Source organism: Bartonella sp. B10834G3, assembly GCF_016102505.1.
Lineage (GTDB): Bacteria > Pseudomonadota > Alphaproteobacteria > Rhizobiales > Rhizobiaceae > Bartonella > Bartonella choladocola.
In genome coordinates, this window is sequence record NZ_JACFOM010000001.1 from 1,049,544 (window position 1) to 1,075,539 (window position 25,996).

General features: G+C 46.8%; 22 protein-coding genes. 19 read left to right on the forward strand and 3 right to left on the reverse strand.

Going from position 1 to position 25,996, the window contains the following annotated elements:
- Positions 1–30 precede the first annotated feature (30 nt).
- Together H3S94_RS04580 and H3S94_RS04585 are read right to left on the reverse strand one after the other, a co-directional pair.
- Positions 31–984 (reverse strand): tyrosine recombinase XerC, encoded by a 954-nt coding sequence (locus H3S94_RS04580; RefSeq protein WP_077994157.1) that lies wholly within the window; start codon positions 982–984, stop codon positions 31–33.
- A 56-nt stretch (positions 985–1,040) separates the two neighbouring features.
- Positions 1,041–1,853 (reverse strand): SapC family protein, encoded by an 813-nt coding sequence (locus tag H3S94_RS04585; protein WP_198240396.1) that lies wholly within the window; start codon positions 1,851–1,853, stop codon positions 1,041–1,043.
- 325 nt (positions 1,854–2,178) lie between these two features.
- Between H3S94_RS04585 and rimM the strand changes: the two genes are divergently transcribed.
- The 9 genes from rimM (at position 2,179) to H3S94_RS04630 (ending at position 10,295) form a co-directional block, all read left to right on the forward strand.
- Positions 2,179–2,727 (forward strand): ribosome maturation factor RimM, encoded by a 549-nt coding sequence (rimM, locus tag H3S94_RS04590; RefSeq protein WP_077994153.1) that lies wholly within the window; start codon positions 2,179–2,181, stop codon positions 2,725–2,727.
- Positions 2,727–3,425 carry a tRNA (guanosine(37)-N1)-methyltransferase TrmD gene (trmD, locus tag H3S94_RS04595; RefSeq protein WP_198240397.1) on the forward strand — a complete coding sequence of 233 codons (699 nt, stop codon included), beginning with the start codon at positions 2,727–2,729 and terminating at the stop codon, positions 3,423–3,425. Before rimM ends, trmD begins: the two co-directional genes overlap by 1 nt.
- A gap of 178 nt (positions 3,426–3,603) precedes the next feature.
- Positions 3,604–4,065, forward strand: coding sequence for a 50S ribosomal protein L19 (rplS, locus tag H3S94_RS04600; protein ID WP_210327970.1), 462 nt, complete (start codon positions 3,604–3,606; stop codon positions 4,063–4,065).
- Between the two features lie 224 nt (positions 4,066–4,289).
- Complete coding sequence (leuC, locus tag H3S94_RS04605) at positions 4,290–5,699, forward strand: 3-isopropylmalate dehydratase large subunit (protein ID WP_198240398.1); 1,410 nt, start codon at positions 4,290–4,292, stop codon at positions 5,697–5,699.
- A 105-nt stretch (positions 5,700–5,804) separates the two neighbouring features.
- Positions 5,805–6,272, forward strand: coding sequence for a GNAT family N-acetyltransferase (locus H3S94_RS04610; RefSeq protein ID WP_077994147.1), 468 nt, complete (start codon positions 5,805–5,807; stop codon positions 6,270–6,272).
- A 573-nt stretch (positions 6,273–6,845) separates the two neighbouring features.
- A complete protein-coding gene (gene sdhC, locus H3S94_RS04615; RefSeq protein ID WP_077994145.1) occupies positions 6,846–7,247 on the forward strand; it encodes a succinate dehydrogenase, cytochrome b556 subunit in 402 nt (133 codons plus the stop codon).
- A 16-nt stretch (positions 7,248–7,263) separates the two neighbouring features.
- Positions 7,264–7,650 (forward strand): succinate dehydrogenase, hydrophobic membrane anchor protein, encoded by a 387-nt coding sequence (sdhD, locus tag H3S94_RS04620; protein WP_077994144.1) that lies wholly within the window; start codon positions 7,264–7,266, stop codon positions 7,648–7,650.
- A 5-nt stretch (positions 7,651–7,655) separates the two neighbouring features.
- The gene (gene sdhA / locus H3S94_RS04625) at positions 7,656–9,500 is read left to right on the forward strand and encodes a succinate dehydrogenase flavoprotein subunit (protein ID WP_077994142.1); all 1,845 of its coding nucleotides are present in this window, start codon (positions 7,656–7,658) and stop codon (positions 9,498–9,500) included.
- 15 nt (positions 9,501–9,515) lie between these two features.
- On the forward strand, positions 9,516–10,295 hold the full coding sequence (locus tag H3S94_RS04630) for a succinate dehydrogenase iron-sulfur subunit (protein ID WP_077994140.1): 780 nt from the start codon (positions 9,516–9,518) through the stop codon (positions 10,293–10,295).
- A gap of 1,050 nt (positions 10,296–11,345) precedes the next feature.
- Here H3S94_RS04630 and H3S94_RS04635 read toward each other — a convergent pair.
- Positions 11,346–12,587, reverse strand: a complete 1,242-nt coding sequence (locus tag H3S94_RS04635) for a ubiquinone biosynthesis hydroxylase (RefSeq protein ID WP_077994137.1) — start codon at positions 12,585–12,587, stop codon at positions 11,346–11,348.
- 106 nt (positions 12,588–12,693) lie between these two features.
- Between H3S94_RS04635 and H3S94_RS04640 the strand changes: the two genes are divergently transcribed.
- The 10 genes from H3S94_RS04640 (at position 12,694) to ybaK (ending at position 25,962) form a co-directional block, all read left to right on the forward strand.
- Complete coding sequence (locus H3S94_RS04640; protein WP_198240399.1) at positions 12,694–13,566, forward strand: acyl-CoA thioesterase II; 873 nt, start codon at positions 12,694–12,696, stop codon at positions 13,564–13,566.
- Between the two features lie 631 nt (positions 13,567–14,197).
- Positions 14,198–14,536: a P-II family nitrogen regulator gene (locus H3S94_RS04645; protein ID WP_077994132.1), complete on the forward strand. Its 339-nt coding sequence runs from the start codon at positions 14,198–14,200 to the stop codon at positions 14,534–14,536.
- A 318-nt stretch (positions 14,537–14,854) separates the two neighbouring features.
- The gene (locus tag H3S94_RS04650; protein ID WP_225868201.1) at positions 14,855–16,024 is read left to right on the forward strand and encodes an ammonium transporter; all 1,170 of its coding nucleotides are present in this window, start codon (positions 14,855–14,857) and stop codon (positions 16,022–16,024) included.
- A 161-nt stretch (positions 16,025–16,185) separates the two neighbouring features.
- Positions 16,186–18,630: a DNA translocase FtsK gene (locus tag H3S94_RS04655; protein ID WP_198240400.1), complete on the forward strand. Its 2,445-nt coding sequence runs from the start codon at positions 16,186–16,188 to the stop codon at positions 18,628–18,630.
- A 178-nt stretch (positions 18,631–18,808) separates the two neighbouring features.
- On the forward strand, positions 18,809–19,369 hold the full coding sequence (locus H3S94_RS04660) for an outer-membrane lipoprotein carrier protein LolA (protein ID WP_225868200.1): 561 nt from the start codon (positions 18,809–18,811) through the stop codon (positions 19,367–19,369).
- Positions 19,370–19,808: 439 nt separating this feature from the next.
- Positions 19,809–20,615 carry an exodeoxyribonuclease III gene (locus H3S94_RS04665; RefSeq protein WP_198240401.1) on the forward strand — a complete coding sequence of 269 codons (807 nt, stop codon included), beginning with the start codon at positions 19,809–19,811 and terminating at the stop codon, positions 20,613–20,615.
- Between the two features lie 145 nt (positions 20,616–20,760).
- Positions 20,761–22,251, forward strand: coding sequence for an efflux transporter outer membrane subunit (locus H3S94_RS04670; protein ID WP_198240402.1), 1,491 nt, complete (start codon positions 20,761–20,763; stop codon positions 22,249–22,251).
- Positions 22,248–23,447, forward strand: coding sequence for an efflux RND transporter periplasmic adaptor subunit (locus H3S94_RS04675; RefSeq protein WP_198230330.1), 1,200 nt, complete (start codon positions 22,248–22,250; stop codon positions 23,445–23,447). The genes H3S94_RS04670 and H3S94_RS04675 overlap by 4 nt, the downstream gene beginning before the upstream one ends.
- Before the next feature lie 3 nt (positions 23,448–23,450).
- Positions 23,451–25,430, forward strand: a complete 1,980-nt coding sequence (locus tag H3S94_RS04680) for a MacB family efflux pump subunit (protein ID WP_198230329.1) — start codon at positions 23,451–23,453, stop codon at positions 25,428–25,430.
- Positions 25,431–25,488: 58 nt separating this feature from the next.
- Positions 25,489–25,962 carry a Cys-tRNA(Pro) deacylase gene (gene ybaK, locus H3S94_RS04685; RefSeq protein WP_077994113.1) on the forward strand — a complete coding sequence of 158 codons (474 nt, stop codon included), beginning with the start codon at positions 25,489–25,491 and terminating at the stop codon, positions 25,960–25,962.
- Positions 25,963–25,996 lie beyond the last annotated feature (34 nt).

The window sequence follows — 25,996 nt, forward strand, 5'->3', positions numbered from 1 at the left end:
TAACCGGTATGTTATAACTTGAGGTTTATTTTATCTTGGGTGTGCTTTTTTGTAAACTTCCATCAAGCGGTCAGTATCGACACCGGTGTAGATTTGCGTTGTTGACAGGCTGGCATGACCAAGCAGTTCCTGAATGGTACGAAGATCTCCACCACGTGATAAAAGATGCGTGGCAAAAGAATGCCTGAGCGCATGTGGTGTGACACTATCGGGAAGGCCGAGACTTGAGCGCAATTGTTGCACAGCCTGTTCGACAATTGCCCTGTGTAATTTTCCACCACGCACACCACGAAATAAAGGTTGTTCGGGTGGTAGAATGAAGGGGCAGCAGGAAAGATAATCATTGACCGCATCATGAACTGCGGGAATAACCGGAACAAGGCGGGTTTTTCCGCCTTTTCCTGTCACATAAATGCTGGTTGTGGCTTTGTCGGCAAAATCTGCCGGTGTCAATGCCAAAGCTTCCGATATTCTCAGGCCGCATCCGTAAAGCAGAGTGAGAATGGCGGCGTTTCTGGATGCAACCCAAGGTTCTTCGTCAAGCTGGGTGTTTTTATCGACAATATGGAGCGCGTCGGCAATATTGAGAGGTTTTGGCAATGATTTCGGTTGTTTGGGAGTGCGCACAACACGTGCCGCGGGAATGTTGGCAAGCCCCGCGCGCGTCAAATATCGGAAAAATGAACGGATTCCTGCCAGTCCGCGACCGAGTGAACGGGAACTGACCCCTTCATTACGCCGATAGGCGAGAAATGATCTTATATCTGCAACACGCAAGTCCGAAAGATCGGAAATGTCGGGAATATGTCCCAGATGCTGACAAAGAAAGCTTAGAAATTGACGACTGTCTCTTTCATAGGCTTCGACGGTGAGTTTGGCGACCCTGCGAGTTTTTTCCAACTGTGCAAGCCAATCTTTGCGTGCATCAAGAAGTGCAGGTGAGGCTTCCAATAAAGGAATATTGCGGGCGGTCATCTCTGTCATGATAAATATTTACCATGACAGAGTTTAACATAGAGTTTCCTGATAATCGCTTGGCCTTAATCGGCTTTTTTCGAGGAGGAATTGTCTTTTTTATCTGACTCGTCAGCTTTCGGTGCATTCAATGCATTTTTCATATGGGCAAGGTGTAACCCCATAAGACTGGGCAGATTGTTCATCGACATCAATTGCGCAAAAATCCAGCCGAGAAAACCTTGTTTATGAAGTTTGGCAAGTTGATCGCCGGTTAACTTGTTGAATTTTTCAGTGTCGATGATCCAGAAATTTTCCAGTCTCGCGGTTTGTCCGGTTTGCGCACGTATGTCGATAGACTGTTTTTTAAACAGACCCATTTTGGCTACGGTTTCCAAAAATTTGCTTGTCCGTTCCATGCTGTTTTTGAAAGCGTTCAGGAAATTGATCCGGTCTTCCATAAAAGGCGAAACACTGCCGTCGCTGTTAAAGAGATCAATCCCCTCTATTTCGTTGAACATGCCCGATTCGGAGTCAAAACAGACTGTCAATTCTTTCTGGTCGGGTGCTCCTGCCAATACGAATGGATAACGGCGGATGAATGCCGGAATGTAGGTATCCGCACGCCACTTTTTTTCCTGATCGAGATAATCATTTTCTTCGTTTGCCAAACCGAGCATAGCAACCGCGGTATAGGTGATTTTTTTATCCTTATCTTCGGCGCCCATAAACAATATCGGATAGTTCAATGCGGCCTGATAGAATTCTTCGCCGGCCAGAGGAACCCAGTGGGTATTGGCTGCGAAATCGAGGTTCTTCGGTGCATGGAATTTGAGCTTTTTGTGTATTTCGCGTGAAATGGGGACGATGTTTTTATAAAAAAGCATAACTGTTGGCATAGGTATCCTCCTAAAAGATTTTTTAAATGGCTACGTTTTGCAATATATTGACCCCAAAGCCGCCATTTTTGCTTTTCCAGTCTGATTCGACGCTACATCTAATAGCGTATAGAATGTGGCAATTGAACCTCGTTGGCGTGATTATCTTGAATTTTGGGCAAGCATAATTAAAAGTCTCGAACAATTTTTGAAAAATCAGCATGATAAAAATAAACCGGACGGGATCATTGAATCATCCTGACAAATTGCGTATCCGGAGAACTGTAAAATAGGCAAAACCGGAACATATGGGAAAAACCGGAACATATTGGAAAAGTCGGAACATATGGAAAAAAATGGAAATAATTTGGTTCAACTTGCTACCATTGCGGCCGCTCATGGTATCAAGGGGGACGTAAAACTTATCACATTTACCGCCGACCCCTTGGGAATTTTGTCTTATGACAGGCTATTCGACGAAAATGGCAGAGCCTTCAAAATTGAAAATTCAAGAAAAGCCGGTCACGCCATTATTGTGCATTTTTCCGGTGTTGATGATCGCAATAGTGCCGAGGCACTCAATGGAACAGCTCTTTATATCGAACGGCAACAATTACCGGATAATCTGGAAGAAGACGAGTTTTATCAGACCGATCTTATCGGATTGGATGTCAGGGACGGGAATGGCCGAATAATCGGCAAGGTTAATGCTTTTTTCGATTTTGGCGGTGGTGATATTCTTGAATTGAAGGTTGAGGGCGAGGGGCTGAAATTTATTCCGTTCTCGAAAGCGGCAGTCCCTGAAATCAATATCGAAAAGGGTTTCATCGGCATTGATCGGGTTGCAGCAGGACTTGTTGCAGACGAAACAGATGTTGAAGGTGGAGAAAGCTAATGGGCTTCAAGGCTTCTGTCCTTACTCTTTATCCGGAAATGTTTCCGGGCTTCCTCGGCTATTCTATGGCCGGACGGGCATTGGAAAATGGAATATGGTCACTTGAAGCCATTCAAATCAGGGATTTTGCCAAGGATCGCCACCACAGTGTCGACGACACACCGGCAGGCGGTGGTGCAGGAATGGTCATGAAACCTGATGTGCTCGCCAGAGCCATAGATAGTGTCGATAATCAATATCCGCGATTGTTGATGAGCCCGCGCGGGTGCCCGTTTAACCAGAAAATGGCGCATGACTTGAAAGATCGTGGCGGGGTCACACTTGTCTGCGGGCGTTTTGAAGGTATCGACGAACGAGTAATTGAAGCCAGAAATCTTATCGAGGTTTCGATCGGGGATTATATACTCTCCGGCGGTGAAGGAGCGGCACTGGTTGTGCTTGATTCGATTATACGGCTTTTACCCGGTGTGATGGGAAACAGCCAGTCGGGAGAACAGGAAAGTTTCGAGGCCGGACTTCTTGAATATCCGCAATATACAAGGCCGCAAATATTCGAGGGAAGAGCAATTCCCGACATTTTGACATCGGGAAATCATCAGGCAATAGAAAAATGGCGTAAAGACCGTTCGGAAGAAATAACACGCTCGAGACGACCCGATCTTTACGCGATTTACGAGAAAAATAACAGGAAAGCTTGATTCAGTTTTCATGATAGTGTAATGGGCAAACCACGTTTTCAGATGGTACGTCATCTGCATCCGGAAATTAATGGATAGTGAACCCGCTCCTGCCGCAAGGCATAGCCGGAGGAACAAGGTTTCTAGGGCAAGAGTCGAGCGCTCTGACTGTTCGAGAAGAACATGAAGGATTGATGAGATGAATATTATACAACAGCTCGACGCCGAGCAGCGCGCAAAAATTGAAGAAAAGCGCAAACTTCCGGCTTTTCAGGCCGGTGACACATTACGTGTTCTGGTTCGTGTGACTGAAGGTACACGTACACGTGTGCAAGCTTATGAAGGTGTTTGCATTGCCCGTTCGGGTGGTGGCCTTAACGAGACATTTACTGTTCGCAAGATTTCCTATGGCGAGGGTGTAGAGCGCGTATTTCCGGTTTATTCTCCGCTTGTCGAGGGTGTCGAGGTTGTTCGTCGCGGTAATGTTCGTCGTGCCAAGCTCTATTATTTGCGTGGCCTTACCGGTAAAGCTGCCCGCATTTCTGAAAAAAGAGATTACCGCAAGAAATCGCTTGATGTTCCAAGCACAGGTGTGGCCGAAACTGTTACCGTTGAGACAGTTGTTGCACCGCTACCGGAATCCGGAGAGAAGTCCGAATAAAGCCGTTTCGGTTGATGCGAGATTAAAGCGGCTTTCAAGCCGCTTTTTTATTATTCCGGATTCAAATTTATTATATCGAATCCGATTTATCGGCTTTGTGGCTTTGTAAATTTCACGGTTTATTCTTATCTATTGTCAAGTGAATTGACTTTTAGAATGATCGTAGAATAATGAGCCGTTTAAAAGTTGAAAACACTTAAATCATAATATCCAAGGACAAAAAAATGAGTGCCCCGCGTACGCTTTATGACAAGATTTTTGAAGATCATATTGTAGACCGTCAGGAAGACGGAACTTGCCTACTCTATATTGATCGTCATCTTGTTCATGAAGTGACCAGCCCCCAGGCTTTTGAAGGCTTGCGCATAGCTCACCGTCCTGTGCGCCACCCTGAAAAAACATTGGCTGTTGTCGATCATAATATTCCGACTTCACCGGATCGGGCGAAAGGGATCAGGAACGAACAAAGCCGGACACAAGTCGAAGCTTTGGCAAAAAATACCTCCGAATTTGGCATAGAATATTTCGACCAGAATGATAAACGGCAGGGCATTGTTCATATTATCGGTCCGGAACAGGGCTTTACATTGCCCGGAATGACGATAGTCTGTGGCGATAGCCACACCTCGACACATGGTGCTTTCGGTGCACTTGCCCATGGTATTGGCACGTCTGAAGTGGAGCATGTTCTTGCCACCCAGACATTGATCCAGAAAAAATCGAAAAATATGCTGGTTCAGGTCAATGGCAGTTTACCAAAAGGTGTGACGGCAAAAGATCTTGTGCTGGCCATTATCGGAAAGATCGGCACAGCCGGTGGAACCGGTCATGTGATCGAATTTGCCGGCGAGGCTATTCGCGGGCTTTCCATGGAAGGTCGCATGACTGTCTGCAACATGTCGATCGAAGCAGGTGCACGTGCCGGTTTGATTGCACCGGACGAGACCACTTTCGATTATATCAGAAGCCGCCCGCGTGCGCCGAAAGGTGAAATGCTGGAAAAGGCGATCGCTTACTGGAAAACCTTGAAATCGGATGAAGGAGCCCATTACGATATTGTCGTCACACTTGAAGCAAACGAGCTTGTGCCGTCGGTTACATGGGGTTCATCGCCTGAAGATGTCGTGCCGGTTACCGGTGTTGTACCGGATCCGGAAGAAATTGACGATGAAACCAAACGCGCATCGAAAATGCGGGCGCTCGAATATATGGGGCTGAAGGCCGGAACCAGAATTACCGATATTAAAATTGATCGGGTCTTTATCGGTTCTTGCACCAACGGACGCATTGAAGATATGAGAGCAGCGGCCGCAATGGTTAAAGGGAAAAAGGTTTCACCCACCGTTTCGGCAATGGTTGTACCGGGATCGGGGCTTGTCAAAGAACAGGCGGAAAAAGAAGGTCTTGATAAAATTTTCAAGGAAGCCGGTTTTGACTGGCGGGAGCCGGGATGTTCCATGTGTCTTGCCATGAATGATGACAGGCTGGAGCCGGGCGAACGCTGTGCCTCGACATCCAATCGCAATTTTGAAAGTCGCCAAGGCTATAAAGGACGCACGCATCTGGTCTCTCCGGCCATGGCTGCGGCTGCTGCAATTGCCGGTCACTTTGTCGATATAAGGGACTGGAAATAATCTTGCGTCAAAATCGAGTTCATTAAACAAGAACTCTTTACGTTTTGATCCGGTCACTTTAAACATAGTTCAAGTTAAAAACCCAACAAAGGGAGTTCGGGTGTTATGACAGATAATAAAGAAGACCGGCATGATGTTGCAATCAGCCTCTTACATTTGAAGGATGCACGTTTACTTGCTCCTCTTCTTGCAAGTTATACCCAGGCGTTGAAACGTGGTGCGCCACGTCGTCCCGATGAATATTATGCCGAACAATTATTGCAGGATCGTACGGCAGAAGTATTGGGCGCACATGTCGATGGCGAGCTTGTCGGCTTTGTTATCTTTTATGACCATCCGGAACCTGTTTCCGGTTTGCGGGCAGGACAGGTCGATCATATCCATGTTCACCATGCCTATCAGGGTAAAGGTATTGCCAAAGCCATGATTGATCTGCTTTGTGATAAGGCCGAAGAGCGTGGCTGGACCAAATTGATTTTGAATGCACCGCGTATTCCGGAAGACGGGCGCAAGCTTTATGAGCAGATTGCTGCCAAAGGCGACTGGACAGGTTATATCATCCGCTTCGATTGAGATGCGAAAATCAAGCAGGACGCGATAAAAGCGTTTGTTGAAAAAACAGATTTATAAAGGCCGTTTTGCAAAAAATGCAAAACGGCCTTTTGTCAAACGAAGATTGTCAAGCATAGAAAATTTTTGCAAAAGCCGGTCAGAAAAGCGACCGGTTAAGAATCAGTCCGAGAATCAATCCGTGTCCTTGACGCCGGAATAAAAGCTCTCGTAAAGCGGAAATATGATTGTTTTTATCATGTTTTTTAACCGATTAAAACCGTTTTTAAGATAAAAACTTTACTCAATCCCAATGATTTGATGACAAGAATATGCTTTACTGCTTTGACGCGGAATAAAATCCGCATTAGAACAGAATACGTTCTATAGTTTAGCTAGTGAACATTCGGTTGTTTTTGGGTGTGACCTTTAATCCGCCAACTGAAATGGCCGGCCTGTAGTATTGGAGGAAAATTATCGTTCCAATGCATTGAGAGTTATTTCCAACCTGTTTGCAGTGCAAAAATGCAGAACAGACGGGAGGAATGGCGGGAATGGTTATCCATATCCGCAGTCAAATCCAGGTCAGGGAAGCCTATGACAGATACGACAACGACAAAAACACGTCCTCTTTCACCTCATGTCAGCATTTATCGCTGGCCCATTACGATGGCAATGTCTATTGCCCACCGTATCACAGGAGGTGCTCTTTATGTTGGCACCTTGTTTCTTGCAGCTTGGCTGATGGCGGCTGCCTCCGGTGAAGGAGCATTCGAGACAGTAAACGGCTTGTTTAATTCATTTATCGGCCGCTGCATTCTGTTTCTTTATACATTGGCTCTAGTTCATCACCTTGTTGGCGGTGTGCGGCACTTTTTCTGGGATACAAGAACCTATCTCCTTGAAAAACATTGCGCGACCAAAACGGCTTGGGCCACGGTCTTTATTTCCATTATCGCGACGCTTCTTATCTGGATCGTCGGTTATTGCGTCCGTTAATGGCAGGGAGATATTTATGAAAAAAGATTTCAGAACAGAGCTTGGAAAAGTTCGGGGCTGGGGAGCTGCGCATACAGGAACAAGCCATTTTTGGGCCCAGCGTATGACAGCGCTCGCCAATGTCCCGTTATTCATCTTTTTTATCGTGCTTGTTGTCTCTCTTGTCGGCAAGGATTATGCAACGGTCCATGCAACTTTGGCAAATCCGGTTGTGGCCGTCGTGATGGCATTGATGATTCTCTCGGGCATCTATCATATGAAACTGGGTATGCAGGTCATATTGGAAGATTATCTTCCGAATGAAGCAACACGCATCCTGATGTTGTCACTCAATACGTTCTTTTGTTACGCTATTGGTGCCGGTCTGCTTCTCGCCCTTCTAAAAATTTCATTGGGAGGTTGATCTCTATGGTCACCACTTCTTCAACTCAGTCCACTTCGCAAAGTGGAAAAGCCTATCATTATGTCGATCACAAATTCGATGTTGTTATTGTCGGTGCAGGTGGTTCGGGATTGCGGGCAACATTGGGAATGGCCGAACATGGCTTGAAAACAGCCTGTATCACCAAAGTCTTCCCGACCCGTTCACATACTGTTGCCGCGCAAGGCGGTATTGCAGCATCCCTATCCAATATGGGGCCTGATAATTGGCAGTGGCATATGTATGACACAATCAAAGGGTCTGATTGGCTCGGTGATATGGATGCCATGGAATATCTGGTACGCAATGCGCCTGCTGCTGTTTACGAACTTGAACATTATGGCGTGCCGTTTTCGCGTACCGAAGATGGTAAAATCTATCAGCGCCCGTTTGGTGGACATACCACCGATTTCGGAGCCGGTCCGCCCGTTCAGCGTACATGTGCAGCCGCCGACCGTACAGGACACGCGATTCTGCATACACTTTATGGTCAAAGTCTGAAGCATAATGCGCAATTTTTTGTTGAATATTATGCACTCGACCTCATCATGACAGATGGTGTTTGCACAGGTGTTGTTGCCTGGAATCTTGACGATGGAACCATTCACCGTTTTTCGGCAAAAATGGTTGTTCTGGCAACCGGTGGCTACGGCCGTGCCTATTTTTCGGCAACCTCTGCCCACACTTGTACAGGTGATGGCGGCGGCATGATTGCCCGTGCCGGTTTACCGTTACAGGATATGGAATTTGTCCAATTCCACCCGACCGGTATCTATGGTTCGGGGTGCCTGATTACCGAAGGTGCGCGTGGTGAAGGTGGCTACCTCATCAACTCGGAAGGCGAGCGTTTCATGGAACGCTATGCTCCTTCGTTCAAGGATCTTGCTTCGCGTGACGTTGTTTCGCGTTGTATGACGATTGAAATCAGGGAAGGACGTGGCGTCGGACCGAAAAAGGATCACATCTATCTGGTTTTGAGCCATATTGATCCGGCAATCTTGCACGAACGGCTTCCGGGAATTTCCGAATCCGCCCGTATTTTTGCCGGCGTTGATGTCACCAAAGACCCGATACCGGTTATTCCGACGGTTCACTATAATATGGGTGGTATACCAACCAATTATTTTGGTGAAGTATTAAACCCGACGGAAGATGAACCCGATCGTGTCCAGCCGGGCTTGATGGCTGTTGGTGAAGCGGGATGTGCATCCGTTCACGGTGCTAACCGCCTCGGTTCCAACTCGTTGATTGATCTTGTGGTATTCGGTCGTGCAGCAGCTATCCGCGCGAGCGAGGTTATCGACCGCAAGTCGGAAATTCCGCCAATCAATGAACAGGCTGTCGAAAAGATTATGGATCGTTTCGATCGTATCCGTTACGCCAATGGAGCCAAACCGACGGCCGAGCTGCGTGAAAAGATGCAGCGTGCCATGCAGGAAGATGCGGCGGTTTTCCGTACCGAAGAATCGCTTCGTCAGGGATGCAAACGCATTTCGGAAATCTGGAATGAATTACCGGACGTAAAGGTAACTGATCGTTCGCTCATATGGAATTCCGATCTGATGGAAACATTGGAGCTGGAAAACCTCATGGCCAACGCAATATCGACGGTTTATTCGGCAGAAGCCCGCCATGAAAGCCGTGGTGCCCATGCACGTGAGGACTACCCGGAGCGTGATGACAAGAACTGGCGCAAGCACACGCTTTCGCGCTTGTCACAAGACGGGAAAGTTACGCTTTCCTATCGTGGTGTCCACCTCGACCCGTTAACCAAAGAGGAAGACGGTGGCATTTCGCTCAAGAAAATTGCGCCCAAGAAGCGCGTTTACTAAGGGGAGATATTGATAATGGTTCATATGGCGCTTCCCAAGAATTCGCAAATCAAGCCGGGTAAGGTCTGGCCGAAGCCGGCTGACACCTCGAAATTGACCGAATTCCACATTTACCGCTGGTCGCCGGATGACGACCAGAATCCGCGTCTCGATACTTATTATGTCGATCGCAATTCTTGCGGGCCAATGATTCTTGATGGGCTTCTATACATCAAGAACCATGTTGACCCGACTTTGACATTGCGTCGTTCATGTCGTGAAGGTATTTGCGGCTCGTGTGCGATGAATATTGACGGCTCCAATACTCTTGCCTGTATTACAGGTATGGACGAGGTCAAACATCCGATCAAGATTTATCCATTACCATCCATGCCGGTGGTAAAAGATCTGGTGCCGGATCTCAACCGCTTCTACGCTCAACACCGGTCGATCGAACCGTGGTTGCATACGGTTTCGCCGGAGCCGGAAAAAGAATGGTTGCAGAGCCATGAAGACCGTCAGAAACTGGACGGACTTTATGAATGTATCCTTTGTGCATGTTGTCAGACATCTTGCCCGAGCTATTGGTGGAATGGCGATCGTTATCTGGGACCGGCTGTTTTATTGCAGGCCTATCGCTGGATTGCCGATTCGCGCGACGAAGCCAAGGGTGAACGGCTTGACAATCTGGAAGATCCATTCCGGCTCTATCGTTGCCACACCATCATGAATTGTGCGCAAACATGCCCGAAGGGATTGAACCCTGCAAAGGCTATTGCCGAAATCAAGAAATTGATGATTGAACGGCGCGTCTAACTAAAACATTTTTGCGAATTTGTTTATTTTGAAAGCCGTGTGAATGTCTCACACGGCTTTTTTGTTTTCAATTCTACCGGCACTGACAGCTTTTTGCGCTTTAATGAAAATAGTTCGATCTTTCGTTGTGTGAATAAGGATGAATTTCCCATGGATAAGCCGTGCCAATATCGCTATTCGCGGTTGAAATCACGCCAATCACCACATTTCCAATCACGTTCGATCGGGTTGTGTGGAGGGTAGAAATCCGCAAAAGCGACTTGCGGTTCAGGGTTAAGTTGCTTGCCGTGAGAGGGTGCTAATTGTTTTCTTCGAGCTAATTTTCACAATCGCCAAATGGATCGGGCTTATATTCCCTTGCTACGTTCTCTTCCGATTATAAATGTTCAATTATTTTCAGGTTCGAGATAATGGCACGACACATGTTTTTGCCATTCCGTTGCTTTGATAGAAGGGCTTGGCGTGCGAAACCGTCTCGTCAGGCTTATCCGGATTATCTCCTTTCCCGATTAGCAGGATTATGAAAAGTAGTCCGGTTTTATGTTATTCACCGTCAGCACCGCTATGGTTCAGTGGCTCTTTTATCAAGTGTTCATAGATCGTTTTAAGGGCAAGCAGCAATTCAGGCAGGATTTTATACCTGTAAGTCTATTCCGTTTGATTGCCGAGAGTAACGATGACAAGGGAAGACGAACGATCAATGATCTCGAATATCATAATCGTTTTTTTTAAAGGGAATGAAGAACATATAGAAAACCGAATCGCTTCCGCTTAGGTAATCCGGATTTCGGGAATCCGAGGAAACAGTGTCCGGAGCGCTCCCGATTGTGGCATAGCATCAGTTTACAAAAATTCGGGCATATTTATGCGACGGGTTTACCCATTCTTCAGACGAAATAGAAATCCGGCCTTTTAAATCGAACATTTTTAAATCGGCCTTTCGCAATCAGACCTGCCACTAACAAAATAGCATCTATTTAACGGCAAGGTCTGATTGAAAATTCCATATGCCTTAAATTCTGGTCACCTGAAGAACTTTTAACAGAGGCTTTAAAGTGCTTCCCCTAAAAGGAGTTTAGGCGCTCCGTCAGTAATTCCGGCAGCTTCCTGAATGAAATAATTTTTCATTCTCGGCATCCGTTCGACCAGACCGAGACCGACATCGCGCAACAAGCGTATTGGCGAAATATCATTGGAAAACAAGCGGTTGAGTACGTCTGTTGTTATCCCCATACGCACTGTCTCGAATCTGCGCCAAGCCTGATAGCGTTCCAGTCCCACGATTGAACCAATATCGAGTCCGAGACGGGCAGTTTCAACAATGATTTGAGCCAGTGCTGCAACATCCCTAAACCCAAGATTTAAACCCTGACCAGAAATGGGATGAATGCCGTGGGCCGCATCACCGGCAAGTGCAAAACGTGGCTTCACAAAACTTCTTGCGAGCGTAAGTCCGAAAGGAAAAGCACGCCTGTCGCCGACAAGTTTTAAAGCACCGAGATGGTGTCCGAAACGGGCTTCGAGTTCGGCTTCAAAAACAATATCATCGGCAGCCATAAGCCTTTTTGCGTCGTTTTCGCGTTCGTTCCAGACAAGCGAAGAGCGATTGCCTTTCAGCGGCAAAATGGCGAAAGGACCGGCGGGAAGAAAATGTTCTTCGGCACGTCCATTGTGCGGCCGTTCATGTTCGACAGTACAAACAATGCCCATTTGTCCATAAGGCCAATAAACGGTTTTAATATCGGCAATATCACGGAGTTTCGAGCGCACGCCATCGGCTGCGACAAGAAGACGGCTTTGCAATGTTTTCCCATTGCTCAAATCAATGAGCATTTCGTTGCCATTATTGGTAAAATTATCGACACTCAGCTCTTCCAGAACAGCTATTTCCAATTCTTCAGCACGGCGGTGGAGTGATGCATTCAGATATTTGTTTTCGACCATATAGGCAAATGGTTCACCGGGTGCGACATTGCCTTCAAAGGTAAGGAAAACCGGCCTTACAGGATCACTATTGCGTGAGTCCGTAATAATCATGTCATTGATCGGTTGTGATAATGGTTCTATTTCATCCCAACATTGAAGCTGTCGAAGCATACGAATGGCAGCTGCAGCAATTGCAGAAGCACGCGGGTCGGTTTTCCAGCTATCCTTTGGGGCGGCGTCAATTACCGCGATTTTCAGGGAAGGAACAGCCTGTTTGATAGCAACAGCCAGTGAAAGACCGACATAGGCACCTCCCGCAATGACGAGATCCAGAATTTTATCGGTGGGGGTTGCCGAAGAAGACATATAGCTTCCTTTCGTAAATATGTATGAGCTTAATGGTTGTTGACAATCATCAGCTTTCCTGTTTCACCTAATCGGTTTCGTTCAACCATTTAGGTGAATATGGCTCATGTCCGATCGACTTCAACATCTGTTATCCATACTGGATTTAGAAAAAATTGACCAGAATTTGTTTCGTGGTCAAAGTGGAAATTCACGTTGGCAACGCGTTTTTGGCGGCCACGTTATCGCGCAAGCATTGGTTGCTGCCCATCGCAGTGTCGCGCCGGACAGGTTTATCCATTCGCTTCATGCCTATTTTATTCGCCCTGGTGACCCGGATCGTCCAATTATTTACGAAGCCGAGCCGCTACGTGACGGAAGGAGTTTTTCTGTTCGGCGTGTGGTTGCCAAGCAGAATGGCGTTGCCATTCTTTCGTTTTCTGCTTCTTTCCAGATTGATGAACCGGGACTTGAATATCAACGCCCGATGCCAGAAAATTTGCCGGAACCGGAAATATTGAGTGGCGACCGGGCAATCGATCAGGCTATTCTTGAATCGGCACCGGAAACCATCCGCAATTATTGGAATCAGCAACGTCCGTTTTTAATTCGCCCGATTGATCTTGAAGATTATCTCAATCGCGACAAACACCGGCCGATACAACGCTGCTGGTTCAAACTTAACGGAAAAGTCGACAGTACAAGAAGTCTCAATTCTGCTCTTCTTGCTTATCTTTCCGACATGACTTTGCTTGATACGTCGCTGATCGTTCATGGATTATCCATTTTTACCCCCGGTCTTATTCCGGCAAGTCTTGACCATTCTATGTGGTTCCACCGTCCTTTCAGCCTTGATGACTGGATGCTTTATGATATTGAAAGCCCTAACACCAACGGGGCACGCGGTTTGGCTCAGGGTTATATTTACACACGTGACGGAAAATTGATTGCAAGTGTCGCACAAGAAGGGCTTATCCGCCTTGTGGAGCCAAAATCATAAAAGATAAAAGACGGGTGTAACAGCTATTAAACTATAAGCAAAGAGGCCGGTTTCATTTGTGTTCTTTGAACCGGCCATTGATTGTTCCAGTCGGGAAAGAACAGATTTCCGTTGTGGTTTCTCGACCTTATCCATTTGCGATATGGGGTGTGAAATTCCGCTCGTTAAAGCCCGTTTACCGGTGCGGCATTATATTCCGGTATTATTTTGCGGCATTATTTTCCGGTTTTATTTTATTGAATGGCAATATTTTAGCGAATGATATTGCCAAAAATAATGGCAGCTTCTAAAGCCGCCATTCCGAAATGGTTTTTTAAAAAAAGCTGTTTTATCGACTTCAACAAGGCGGCTTTTCCCCCCACAACTTTTCAATCCCGAAGATCGGGCAAATTGCGTATTCTATCAGGTTTAAAACCTGAAACAGCTTCCACTATATTTTGTTAAATATTTTGGCTTGACCGGAGCAGCCATTGCTCTCGTCTTTTCGGTGTCTTTCTTCCCGACGAACCGTCAAATCCCGAATTTTTTAGTGCCTCTACCCCAATTGGCATGAGACTTGAATAGCTTCATCGCGTGTCCGGAAATTTTCAGATTATTTCTGGTCGAAACCAAGCCGAGGAGAAGACAAGCCATGAAATTCATTTCTGCGATTATAAAGCCATTCAAGCTCGACGATGTGAAAGATGCACTTTTGAATATGGGTATTGATGGACTTACCATCACCGAAGTCAAAGGATATGGACGCCAGAAAGGCCATACCGAAATCTACCGCGGAGCCGAATATGCAATCAGTTTTCTGCCTAAAATAAAGATCGAAGTTGCCGTTCCGGCAGATCAACTTGATCGTGTATTGGAAGTCATTACGGAAGCAGCCCGCACCGGACAAATCGGAGACGGGAAGATATTCGTTTGGTCACTTGATCGAACCTTGCGCATAAGAACCGGCGAAACCGATGAAAATGCACTTTAGATGACAGTAAATCGGAAGCAAGTTGCCTAAAAAATATGCAAAATAATAAAATGATTATCATATGTGCGTTTTTTCACGCATAAATAACGGTTTAAAGCAATTGGCATGCAACTTGTTAGATATTGAAATAACCGAACGTGGTGCACGTTCTTTTCCAAATGGAGAGGTTTTATGGCGAGTTTAAAAAAATTGGTTCCAATGGCGGTCGGTGCATTTGCGTTAATCGGAGCGGATGCAGCTTTCGCACAGGAAGTAGAAACGGTGACCGAAGTTGTCACCGAAATTCCGGCAAAGATAGATTCTGGCGATACGGCATGGATGCTGGTTTCAACTGCATTTGTTCTGCTCATGACAATACCGGGTCTTGCACTTTTTTACGGCGGCATGGTGCGTAAGAAAAATGTTCTTTCAACAATGATGCAGAGCTTTGCAATATGCTGTCTTGTCAGCGTGATCTGGTTCGTTGTGGGCTATTCCTTCGCTTTTTCCGGAAAAAATCCATATTATGGCGATTTTTCACTCTTGTTCTTGAAGGGCATTTCGATTGACGACCTTAACGGAACATTTCCGACCTATCTTTGGGTTACTTTCCAGATGGCCTTTGCCATTATCACACCGGCATTGATTACCGGTGCATTCGCCGAGCGAATGAAGTTTTCCGCAATGTTGTGGTTTATGGGATTGTGGTCGATTTTGGTATATGCGCCAATTTGCCATTGGGTCTGGGGCGGCGGCTTTCTCGGAAAAGATGGTGTCCTCGACTTTGCCGGTGGTACAGTCATTCACGTTAACGCCGGTGTCGCGGGTTTGATTACGGCTCTTGTTCTTGGCAGACGGCAGGGTTATCGCACGGTCAATATGGCACCGCACAATCTTACTCTTTCGATGATTGGTGCTTCATTATTGTGGATCGGCTGGTTCGGTTTCAATGCCGGTTCTGCCGGTGCTGCAAACAAAGTTGCAGCCGTTGCAATGTTGAACACGCAAATTGCCACTGCTGCCGGTGCTTTATGCTGGATGATAGCCGAGTGGGCAGTATCCAAAAAGCCTTCGGTTCTGGGAATTATTTCAGGTGCAGTTGCCGGACTTGTTGCCATTACGCCGGCGGCCGGTTTTGTCGAACCGGGCGGTGCTATCATTATCGGCATCATTGCCGGACCGGTTTGCTATTTTGCTGCAGTATTCGTCAAACGTGCATTGGGATATGACGATTCGCTCGATGCTTTCGGTGTCCATGGTGTTGGTGGCATTATAGGAGCGCTGCTCACAGGCTATTTCGCTTCCGATATTTTCTTTACCGATCCGGAAGCCTATGCAAAAGTTTCAGTGCTCAATCAGGGTTTCGGTCTTATCGTGGCGATGATCTATACTGCAATTGTAACCACTATTATTCTTTACGTGGTCAAAGCTGTCATCGGTTTGCGCCCGACCAAACAACAGGAAATCGAAGGATTGGATATTTCCCTTCACGGCGAAACAATCCAGTAGAATTTTCTTAAAAACAACCCGAACTTTTGGCCCGCTTCAAAAAGCGGGCTTTTTATTTTGCCTGTCGTTTTTTCGATTGGTTAATAGCCCGTTAACTCTCTCGTTTTATAGTCACGTTTAAAAATTATCTTTCGGTCGTTTTCGGGTTTTCAGGTTAGGTTATGCGTCAGGAATCATCCCCTTTTGATTTAACCACAGATGGAGCTTATCAAAGCCCGCATCTGGTGGAGATGTTTTCCCGACAGATCGGATCTTTTATCGGCATCGGCATATTGATTTTAATCGGGCTTGCGGCGGCGGCTCTCGCAACATGGAATGTTGCCGACCCCTGTTTGAGTTATGCCAATGACAATCCGGTTACAAATATCATGGGATGGCCGGGTGCCGTCTTTGCCGATATTGCTATGCAATTTTTCGGGCTTGCAAGTGTCGCGGCTCTCCTTCCCCCATTTTTCTGGGCAGTACTTCTTATTGCCCAAAAAGATATAGGAAGGCTCGTACACCGTATATTCTTCTGGTTGATTTCCGCTTTCTGTTTTGCAGGCGTTATCGCTCTGGTTCCGCCTTTCGCACATTGGCCGATGCCTATCGGGCTTGGGGGTGTTTTTGGCGATAAAATTCTGAATTTTGCCTATCTGTTTTTAGGATCGCTTCCGGCTGTTGTTTCAACCTCGATTATTGCTGCGGTTTTAGGGCCTTTGGCATTCTGGACGGCAGCTATTGCGGGAGGCGTTGTCGGGCGTCGTAATCGCAAGAAAAAAGCAAAATCCAGACGCAAACAGGAAAACCGCCTGCAAATGGGCGAAGATGACGAACCGGCTCGCGCCTCTTTAATGGTGACGGTTCTTGGCGGAACGATGCACCTGTTCTATTTGCTCAGGGCTGAAATCGGCCGATTGTTTCATCGCAAAGAGCCTATGTTTCCCCCTGTGCCGAATAATTTTGGCAATGGCTCTTCGTCAAGAGGCCGGATTGAACCGGATTTTTCTGCGCCCGATAGCGAACCGGACGAAATGCCATGGTCTGGTCAGGAAGAAGAAGCCGCTGTTCCGCCTGAAGCCAAACGCAAAACGAAGTTGCATCAGGCAAACGGGTTTGAATTGCCAAATGTCGACTTTTTAGCCGAACCGGAACTGATCGACAAAAGTGACCTCCTCACGCCCGAAGCTTTGAAAGAACGAGCCGGTCAATTGGAAAGCGTATTGGAAGATTTCGGTGTCAAAGGGCAGATTATCAATGCGCGTTCGGGGCCGGTTGTGACCCTCTATGAATTTGAACCGGCACCGGGCATAAAATCGTCACGCATCATCGGATTGGCCGATGATATTGCCCGTTCGATGAGTGCTATATCGTCGCGCGTTGCTGTTGTGCCGGGGCGCAATGTCATCGGCATTGAATTACCTAACCCGAAGCGCCAGATCGTTTACTTGCGTGAAATCATTGCAACACGTGATTTTTATGAAAACAAAGCCAAACTCGGTCTTGCTCTCGGCAAGACAATCGGTGGTGAAGCAGTGATTGCCGACCTTGCCAAAATGCCGCATTTGCTGGTCGCCGGTACGACCGGTTCCGGTAAGTCGGTGGCAATCAATACAATGATCCTTTCGCTTCTTTACCGGATGACGCCGGAACAATGCCGGATGATTATGGTTGATCCGAAAATGCTGGAATTATCAGTTTATGACGGAATTCCGCATCTTTTGACTCCGGTCGTCACCGATCCCAAAAAAGCCGTTGTTGCGCTGAAATGGGCGGTTCGTGAAATGGAAGAACGCTATCGCAAGATGGCTAAAGTCGGCGTCAGGAATATTGACGGTTTTAATGAACGGGTGAGAGAAGCCGAACGTAAAGGCGAGCAACTTTCGCGCACAGTCCAGACCGGCTTCGATCACGAAACGGGAGAGCCGATTTACGAGACTGAAACGCTTGATCTTGCAACCATGCCTTATATTGTCGTTATTATAGACGAGATGGCTGATTTGATGATGGTTGCGGGCAAGGATATTGAAGGCGCTGTCCAGCGTCTGGCACAAATGGCACGCGCTGCCGGTATTCATGTTATTATGGCAACGCAACGTCCATCTGTCGATGTTATCACCGGTACAATCAAGGCCAATTTCCCGACGCGTATTTCGTTTCAGGTTACTTCAAAGATTGATAGCCGTACCATTCTTGGCGAACAGGGTGCAGAACATCTGCTGGGGCAAGGCGACATGCTTTTCATGATGGGGGGCGGGCGTATCCAACGCGTTCACGGGCCTTTTGTCGGGGATGAGGAAGTTGAACAAATCGTCCAGCATCTCAAAACGCAAGGGGCTCCAGACTATCTTGATGCCGTCACAGAAGAAAGTGACGACGACAGTGATGATGGCGTTTCCGGCGGCACAAGCCATTTCGAGGATTCGCAAGATCCTTACGATCAGGCGGTTGCAGTTGTTTTGAGAGATCGTCGCGTATCAACCTCTTATATCCAACGCCGGCTTGGCATTGGTTATAATCGCGCTGCTACAATCGTCGAACGGATGGAAGAAGAGGGCTTGATAAGCCCTGCCAATCACGCCGGAAAGCGCGAAATTCTGGTTCCTGAAGAGGGTGAACATTTTTAAAATATTTGTTTTAAGTTGCGGGCGCGTTGCCGCTCGTCGCCAATGTCATAGTGACGCCACAGGTTACTGCAAGAATAAATGCAGGAGATAATGAATGACAAAAACATGCGCATCCACTTTCAAAGTTTTTTATACTGCTATTGCTCTTGCAACAGCCGCAGTCACGACGGCTACTATCATGACACCGCCAGCTTTTGCCCAGAACACCAATTTGGCTGCCCATGCACAGGATATTGCAAATCATTTTGCTGCAATCCAGACAATGACCGGTGATTTTATACAATTCAGTCCGAAAGGCGAAATGACCGAAGGAACATTTTATCTCGAAAGACCCGGTAAAATTCGCTTCAGTTACAAAAATTCGCCGGTGCGGGTGATTACAGATGGCAAATCAGTAGCGATCAATAACCGTAAACTTGATACATGGGATCTTTACCAATTGTCGCAGACACCCATGAAAATGTTGCTCGATACAAAAATTGATCTGTCAGATGGCAAATTATTGAGTGTCAGTCAGGATCAAGGGTCAACGACAATTATTCTTGCCGATAAGACATTGGGCAAAGGGCAAATTCGTATGATTTTTGATTCCAAAACTTATGAACTTTTGCAATGGACCATTGTCGACAAACAAAACCTTGAGACAACAGTACAGATTACCAATGTTCGTAAAGGCGTCAGATTTGCCAAAGGAATGTTCGATATTCCCTATCAAAGAATTTCTATGAAAAGGAACTGAAATTAACTTTGATGAGTTAAAGCCGGACAGTCAAAATATATAACCTGATTTTATAAGTCTTATTATAATTTTGGTAAAAAAGTAGATATCCATTCTACAAAAATACAGAATAAAAATTAATTAAAATTAATTATAAACCAGTTTTTATTTAAATTTTTTGAATATTGCACTATGAATTTAATAAATATAGTTTTGAATTATTTTTGTTATATTGATTCATTAAAAATAAGACCTGATATTGATTGATTAAAAGTCTTACCTGTTTTGAAAAGTCGCTCCCTATCGCGGAAATAATTTTCCGGAATGGCCGGAATTCATGGCTTACTTCCGGTCAAGAAAATTCAGGAAACAATATGGTTCAGGCTAAAACTGGATTTTATCTCGTTTTGCGCTTAAAGAACCGGTAACCGCATTATTTCTCAATCAAGGTTCAAGTGTAATGAGTTTTTCAATTGCTACATGGAATATCAATTCGGTTCGTTTGCGTTTGCCTCTTGTGCTTCAACTTTTGCAAAAGGAAAAGCCGGATGTTTTGTGTTTGCAGGAAACCAAATGTCCCGATGATAAATTCCCGTATAAGGCCTTGCGTGGGGCAGGTTATGAACATATCGCTGTTCATGGGCAAAAAGGCTATCACGGTGTGGCAACCTTATCGTTGCGGCCATTCGAGGAAGTCGAGAAAAAGGAATTCTGTAACAAGCATGATTGCCGCCATGTTGCCGTTGTCATAAAGGCTGGTGACAAACATATCCGTATACATAATTTCTACGTTCCGGCAGGCGGGGATGAACCGGATCCCGAAATCAATCCCAAATTCCGTCATAAGCTTGATTTTCTGGAAGAGATGAAAGCCGTCAAAGCCGATATGGGCGACGGGCTTTCAAGCATTCTCGTAGGCGACCTCAATATAGCACCTTATGAAAATGATGTGTGGTCGCATAAACAGCTTTTGAAAATTGTCAGTCACACGCCGATCGAGACAAAAACATTGATTGAACTTTGTTCTCAAGGTGGTTGGGTTGACTTGATGCGCAAGAAAATTCCCGAACCGGAAAAAATTTTTACATGGTGGAGCTATCGGGCCAAGGATTGGGCGACGTCCAATCGCGGGCGCAGACTGGATCATATCTGGTCATCGCCGGATCTTGTACCACATATGCAGGAAATGGAAATTTTGACCGAGGCTAGAGGAATGGAGAAACCGTCCGATCATGTGCCGGTTATCATGCGTTTCGACCTTGCTTGAAAAAACGGGAATTGTTTCTATAAAGTCCATTGATTTGGTTGAACATGAACAAAATTTCACGAGATTTTCGTTTCTGTTTATGAAATAAGAAGCGCGGGAAAAACGTTTTTTGGCTGTATGGTTTTTTGATCGGAGCAGAAAAATAATGCGCAAATGCCGTTTGAAAACTGTCGGCCGATCAGCTCTTTTACTGGTTATTCTTGCCGGAGGGGCAATGCTTTCGGGCTGTCTTGTTGGCCCTGACTATCAAAAGCCTGTTTTCAAACTTGATGCCAAGTGGAGTTCCGATTCCCGTGAAACACCTTCATCACCGCCGGAACTGGCAAACTGGTGGCAAAGGTTCAATGATCCGTTGCTTGATAAACTCGTGACGGATGCCATTGCCGGTAACAATGATGTCCAGTCGGCAAAAGCAAAAGTTCGCGAAGCAAGAGCAAGCTTGTGGCAGACGACCGGCACATTATTGCCAAGTATCGACGGCTCGGCTTCTGCCAATCGCAATAAATCTGCAGGCGGGCCTGAACGCAGCCAGTATCGTGGCGGTCTTGATTCAAGTTGGGAAATTGATCTTTTCGGTGCTAACCGGCGGGCTGTTGAAGCTGCAAAATACGGTCTTGATGGCGCCAAAGAAGATATGCGTGCGACAATGCTGACCCTGATTGGAGATGTTGCAACCAATTATGCGGAAATACGCGGGCTACAACAACAAATAGCATTGGCTCAACGCACGGCAATTGCCCAACGGCGCACCGCACAATTGACGAAAGATAAATTTGCCGCCGGTGCGGTTTCCCAGCTTGATGTCTCGAACGCCGAAGGGCAGGCTGCCACCACCGAAGCCGGTATTCCGCAAATGCAAGCCAATCTTGCAACAACAATCCACCGTTTATCGGTTCTGACAGGACAAAGCCCGACAGCCCTTAATGATGTCATGGCAAAAGCGGATAAAATCCCTGAACCGAAATGGCCGATTCCGGCAGGCGTTCCGGCCGATATATTATTGACGCGTCCGGATGTTCGTCTGGCCGAGCGGCAATATGCGCAAGCAACTGCTCGTATCGGCCAGAAGGAAGCCGACCGTTATCCTTCATTGACATTGACCGGCAATATTTCAACGGCTGCGACCCAGCCGGGTGAACTCGGAAAAAGTTCTTCGATCAGCTGGTCGGCAGGTCCGGGTGTCAGCATACCGATTTTTGAAGGCGGGCAGAGAATGGCTGCTGTAGAGGTTGCCCATGCACAACGCGACCAATCGTTTATCAATTATCGAAGCAGCGTGTTGACGGCATTGGAAGATGTCGAAAATGCACTCGTATCCATGAGCAAGGAAAAACAACGCTCGGCAAAACTTGCCATTGCCGCCAATTCCTATGCCAAAGCATTGAGTTTATCACGCTCGCTTTATCAAAGCGGCAATACCAGTTTTCTTGAACTGTTGAATGCAGAACGTTCCCATTATTCATCCGAACAGTCGCTGATTGAAAGCCGCGTTTCGATTACCAAGGACTATATTTCGCTCATGAAAGCATTGGGTGGCGGATGGAATGGTGCGGTTGACGATAAAAAACCTGAAATTGTTGACGGCTATACAGGTCCTCACATCAGAAAAGTTGAAGCAGAGAGCAAAACGCGATGAAAGCAAAAAAAACAGTCACCATTATTATTGCTGTGATTGCACTGATCGTGCTTTTGATATTTATCCATTCGGTATTTTTCACCACGGCTGCGCCGACTTACATGACATCAAAAGTCAAAAGGGGAGATATTGAAGTCAGCGTTCTTGCAAATGGCACGATAAAACCGCATCGTCTTGTCGCTGTGGGTGCACGCGCGACGGGTCGTATTATTTCTTTGAAAGTAAAACCGGGCAGTGTTGTCAAAGAAGGCGATCTGCTTGCCGAAATCGATCCGACAACGCAGACCAACGATTTGAAAAGCAAGGAAGCAGCGCTTGCCAATTATCGTGGCAAACTTGCCGAGCAGGAAGCGCAACTCGTTCTTGCCAAACAGAATATGACCCGCCAGCAAACGATGATTTCGTCCCATGCGGTTTCCAAAGCCGATTTCGATGATGCCGATGCGCAAGTCAAAATCCGTGCGGCACAGATCGACCAGTTGAAAGCCCAGATTGTTCAAGCGGAAGTCGATGTCGAGACAGCCAAAGTCAATCTCGGTTATACACGCGTAACAGCGCCGTCCGATGGTACAGTTCTCGCCACAGTCGTTCAGGAAGGGCAAAACGTCAATGCTGTCCAGTCGGCTCCGACGATTGTTATTCTCGGCGATTTGTCGGTGATGACGGTACGCGCGGAAATATCCGAAGCCGATGTAATCAATGTCAAACCCGGTCAGGACCTTTATTTCAATGTTCTGGGTAATCGCAAGCGACACTATGAAAGCCGCTTGGAAAAAATCGAACCGGCACCGGAATCCATCCGCAATGATATCAGTTTCAATTCGTCGTCGACTGCTTCATCGAGTTCGTCAACGTCACAGGCCATCTATTATAATGGCACATTCAATGTGCCGAATGATGATGGTGTTTTGCGTACTTATATGACTGCGGAAGTCCATATTATTCTGGGGCGCGCTCAAAAAGTGCTGCTTATACCGAGTGACGCATTGAATGATGTTTCGGGCAACAAAGCTGTGGTCAATATTCTTGACAAGAATGGCAAGGTCGAAGCCCGCGACATTGAAACCGGATTGAATAATAAAGTCATGGTCGAGGTGGTTTCCGGACTTGAAGAAGGCGAAACCGTTGTAACCGGAGTGAGCAACGGCACTATGCCTTCTACATCCGGAAGCCGTCATCGTGTGGGGCCATTCTAAACTATGGAAAACACTCACAAAGATGCGGTCATTGTGCTTAAAGACGTTATCCGCGAATTTCCCGCGGGCGAAACCAATGTACGTGTCTTGAAAGGAATTGATCTCACCATCCATAGGGGCGAGATGGTGGCAATCGTTGGCGCATCGGGTTCGGGAAAATCGACCTTGATGAATATTCTCGGCTGTCTCGACCGGCCAAGTTCGGGAAGCTACAAGGTTTCGGGCAAAGAAACCTCGCAACTTTCCGCTGACGAACTTTCTGCGCTCCGGCGCGATCATTTCGGTTTTATTTTCCAGCGTTACCATTTGCTGGGGGAATTGACAGCACTCGATAATGTGGAAATTCCGGCGATCTATGCGGGGCGTTCCCCCGCCGAACGGGAAAAGCGCGCAACAGCGCTATTGGAACGTCTCGGTATGGGCGAGCGCATTACCCACCGTCCCGGACAACTTTCCGGCGGCCAGCAACAACGCGTGTCTATTGCCCGCGCATTGATGAATAATGGCGAGGTTATCCTTGCCGATGAGCCTACAGGCGCACTTGACAGCCATAGCGGCGAAGAAGTGTTGCGTATTCTGGAGGAAATTCACGCAGAAGGGCGCACGATCATTATCGTAACGCACGATATGTCAGTGGCCAAAAAAGCCGAACGGATTATCGAAATCAGCGACGGGGAGATTTTGTCGGATAAACCGAACCAGCCGACAGAAGTAGCCACCGGTCATGCAGACGAAGTCGCAACAGAAGTTGTCAGCAACAAAAAAATCGGACTCTTGAGATCATTTCTTGACCGCTTCCATGAAGCTTTCCGCATGGCCTTGTTGTCAATGAACGCCCATCGTATGCGGACGTTTTTGACGATGCTTGGTGTTATTATCGGTATTGCCGCCGTGGTTTCGATGGTTGCTTTGGGAAACGGTACGCAAAAACAGATTCTTGAAAATATCAACAGTCTGGGAAGCAATACATTGAATATCTTTGCCGGAAAAAGCTTTGCCGATATGCGTTCGGGTAAAGTCACGACACTGGTTGATTCCGATGCAATAGCACTTTCCGAACAACCTTATGCCGATGCGGTAACGCCGACGGTTACAACGTCGTCCACTGTCCGCTACGGGTCGATCGAATCGAACGTGACGGTCTATGGCGTGAGTGACCAATATTTCAAGGCACAAGGGGCAAAACTTGTTGAAGGGCGGTTGTTCGATTCGGAAAGTGTGCTTTCGCGTGCCACCGATCTTGTGGTTGAAAAGCAGGCCGTGCCAACGCTTTTTCCCGATAGCCATGAAAGCCCGATAGGCAAGGTGGTTCTGGTGGGAAAAGTTCCCACCCGTATTGTCGGTGTTATCGAGTTGCAGCAAATGGGGCCACCATCCGATACTTTGCAACTTTATTTGCCTTATACCACGGTGCAGACGCGTTTCCTCGGCAATAATACTGTTCGCTCGATTACGTTGAAAGTTGCCGATAATGTTGACTCACGTCTTGCGGAAGAGGCCGTCAAACGCTTCCTCGTCATGCGGCATGGCACTGAAGACTTCTTTATCCGCAATTCGGAAGAATTTCGTGAACAAGTCATTGCAAGCACACAAGTTCTAACTTTGCTTGTTGCCTCCATTGCTTTGATTTCTCTTCTGGTCGGGGGAATTGGCGTTATGAATATTATGCTCGTCACAGTATCCGAGCGTATCAATGAAATTGGTGTTCGTATGGCAGTGGGCGCGCGACAGAGCGATATTCTCCAACAATTTCTGATCGAATCTGTGCTTGTTTGTCTCATCGGCGGGGCTTTGGGGATTTTATTAGGACTTTCTGTCGGGTGGATTTTTGCAGTAAGCGGTGCGCCGTTTAAACTTGTTTACTCGACAGGTTCGATTATTATAGCTTTCATCTTTTCAACCCTCATTGGCATCGGATTCGGCTTTTTGCCCGCTCGTAATGCTTCAAAACTCGATCCTGTGGCCGCTCTCGCTCGCGATTAGTTTAGCCGATGGGCAATGGACCGGGTTGATAAATATTGGAACTTGAAGGAAGTCAAAAGTGTCAAAAACCACTCCGGCAACCGCCTTTCTCGATCACAATCATATCGCCTACGAGTTCATTACCTATCATTATGATCCACATGCAGACCGCGTTGGGTTGCAGGCTGCCGAAGCAGTCGGAGCAGATCCCGAAACGGTTTTTAAAACGCTGATGGTGAGCGTCGATGGCAAACCCCATGTTGCGGTTTTACCATCCGATCAGGAAGCCAATATGAAAAAGCTTGCTGCCGCTTTCGGTGGAAAACATGCCGAAATGTTGAGTGTTGAAGAAGCTGAAAAGCTCACCGGTTATAAAGTAGGGGGTATATCGCCTTTCGGACAAAGGCGGCATCTGCCTACGGTTTTTGAAGAAACGGCCGAATTGTTCGATAAAATTTATATCAATGGTGGCGGCCGCGGTTTTCAGGTGAAGCTGCGTTCGACAGATGCGATCAATGTCCTTTCAGCAAAAGTTGCCGATTTCAAACGTTGAACAATGACGATAGATTGTCACCGAGTATCACTTT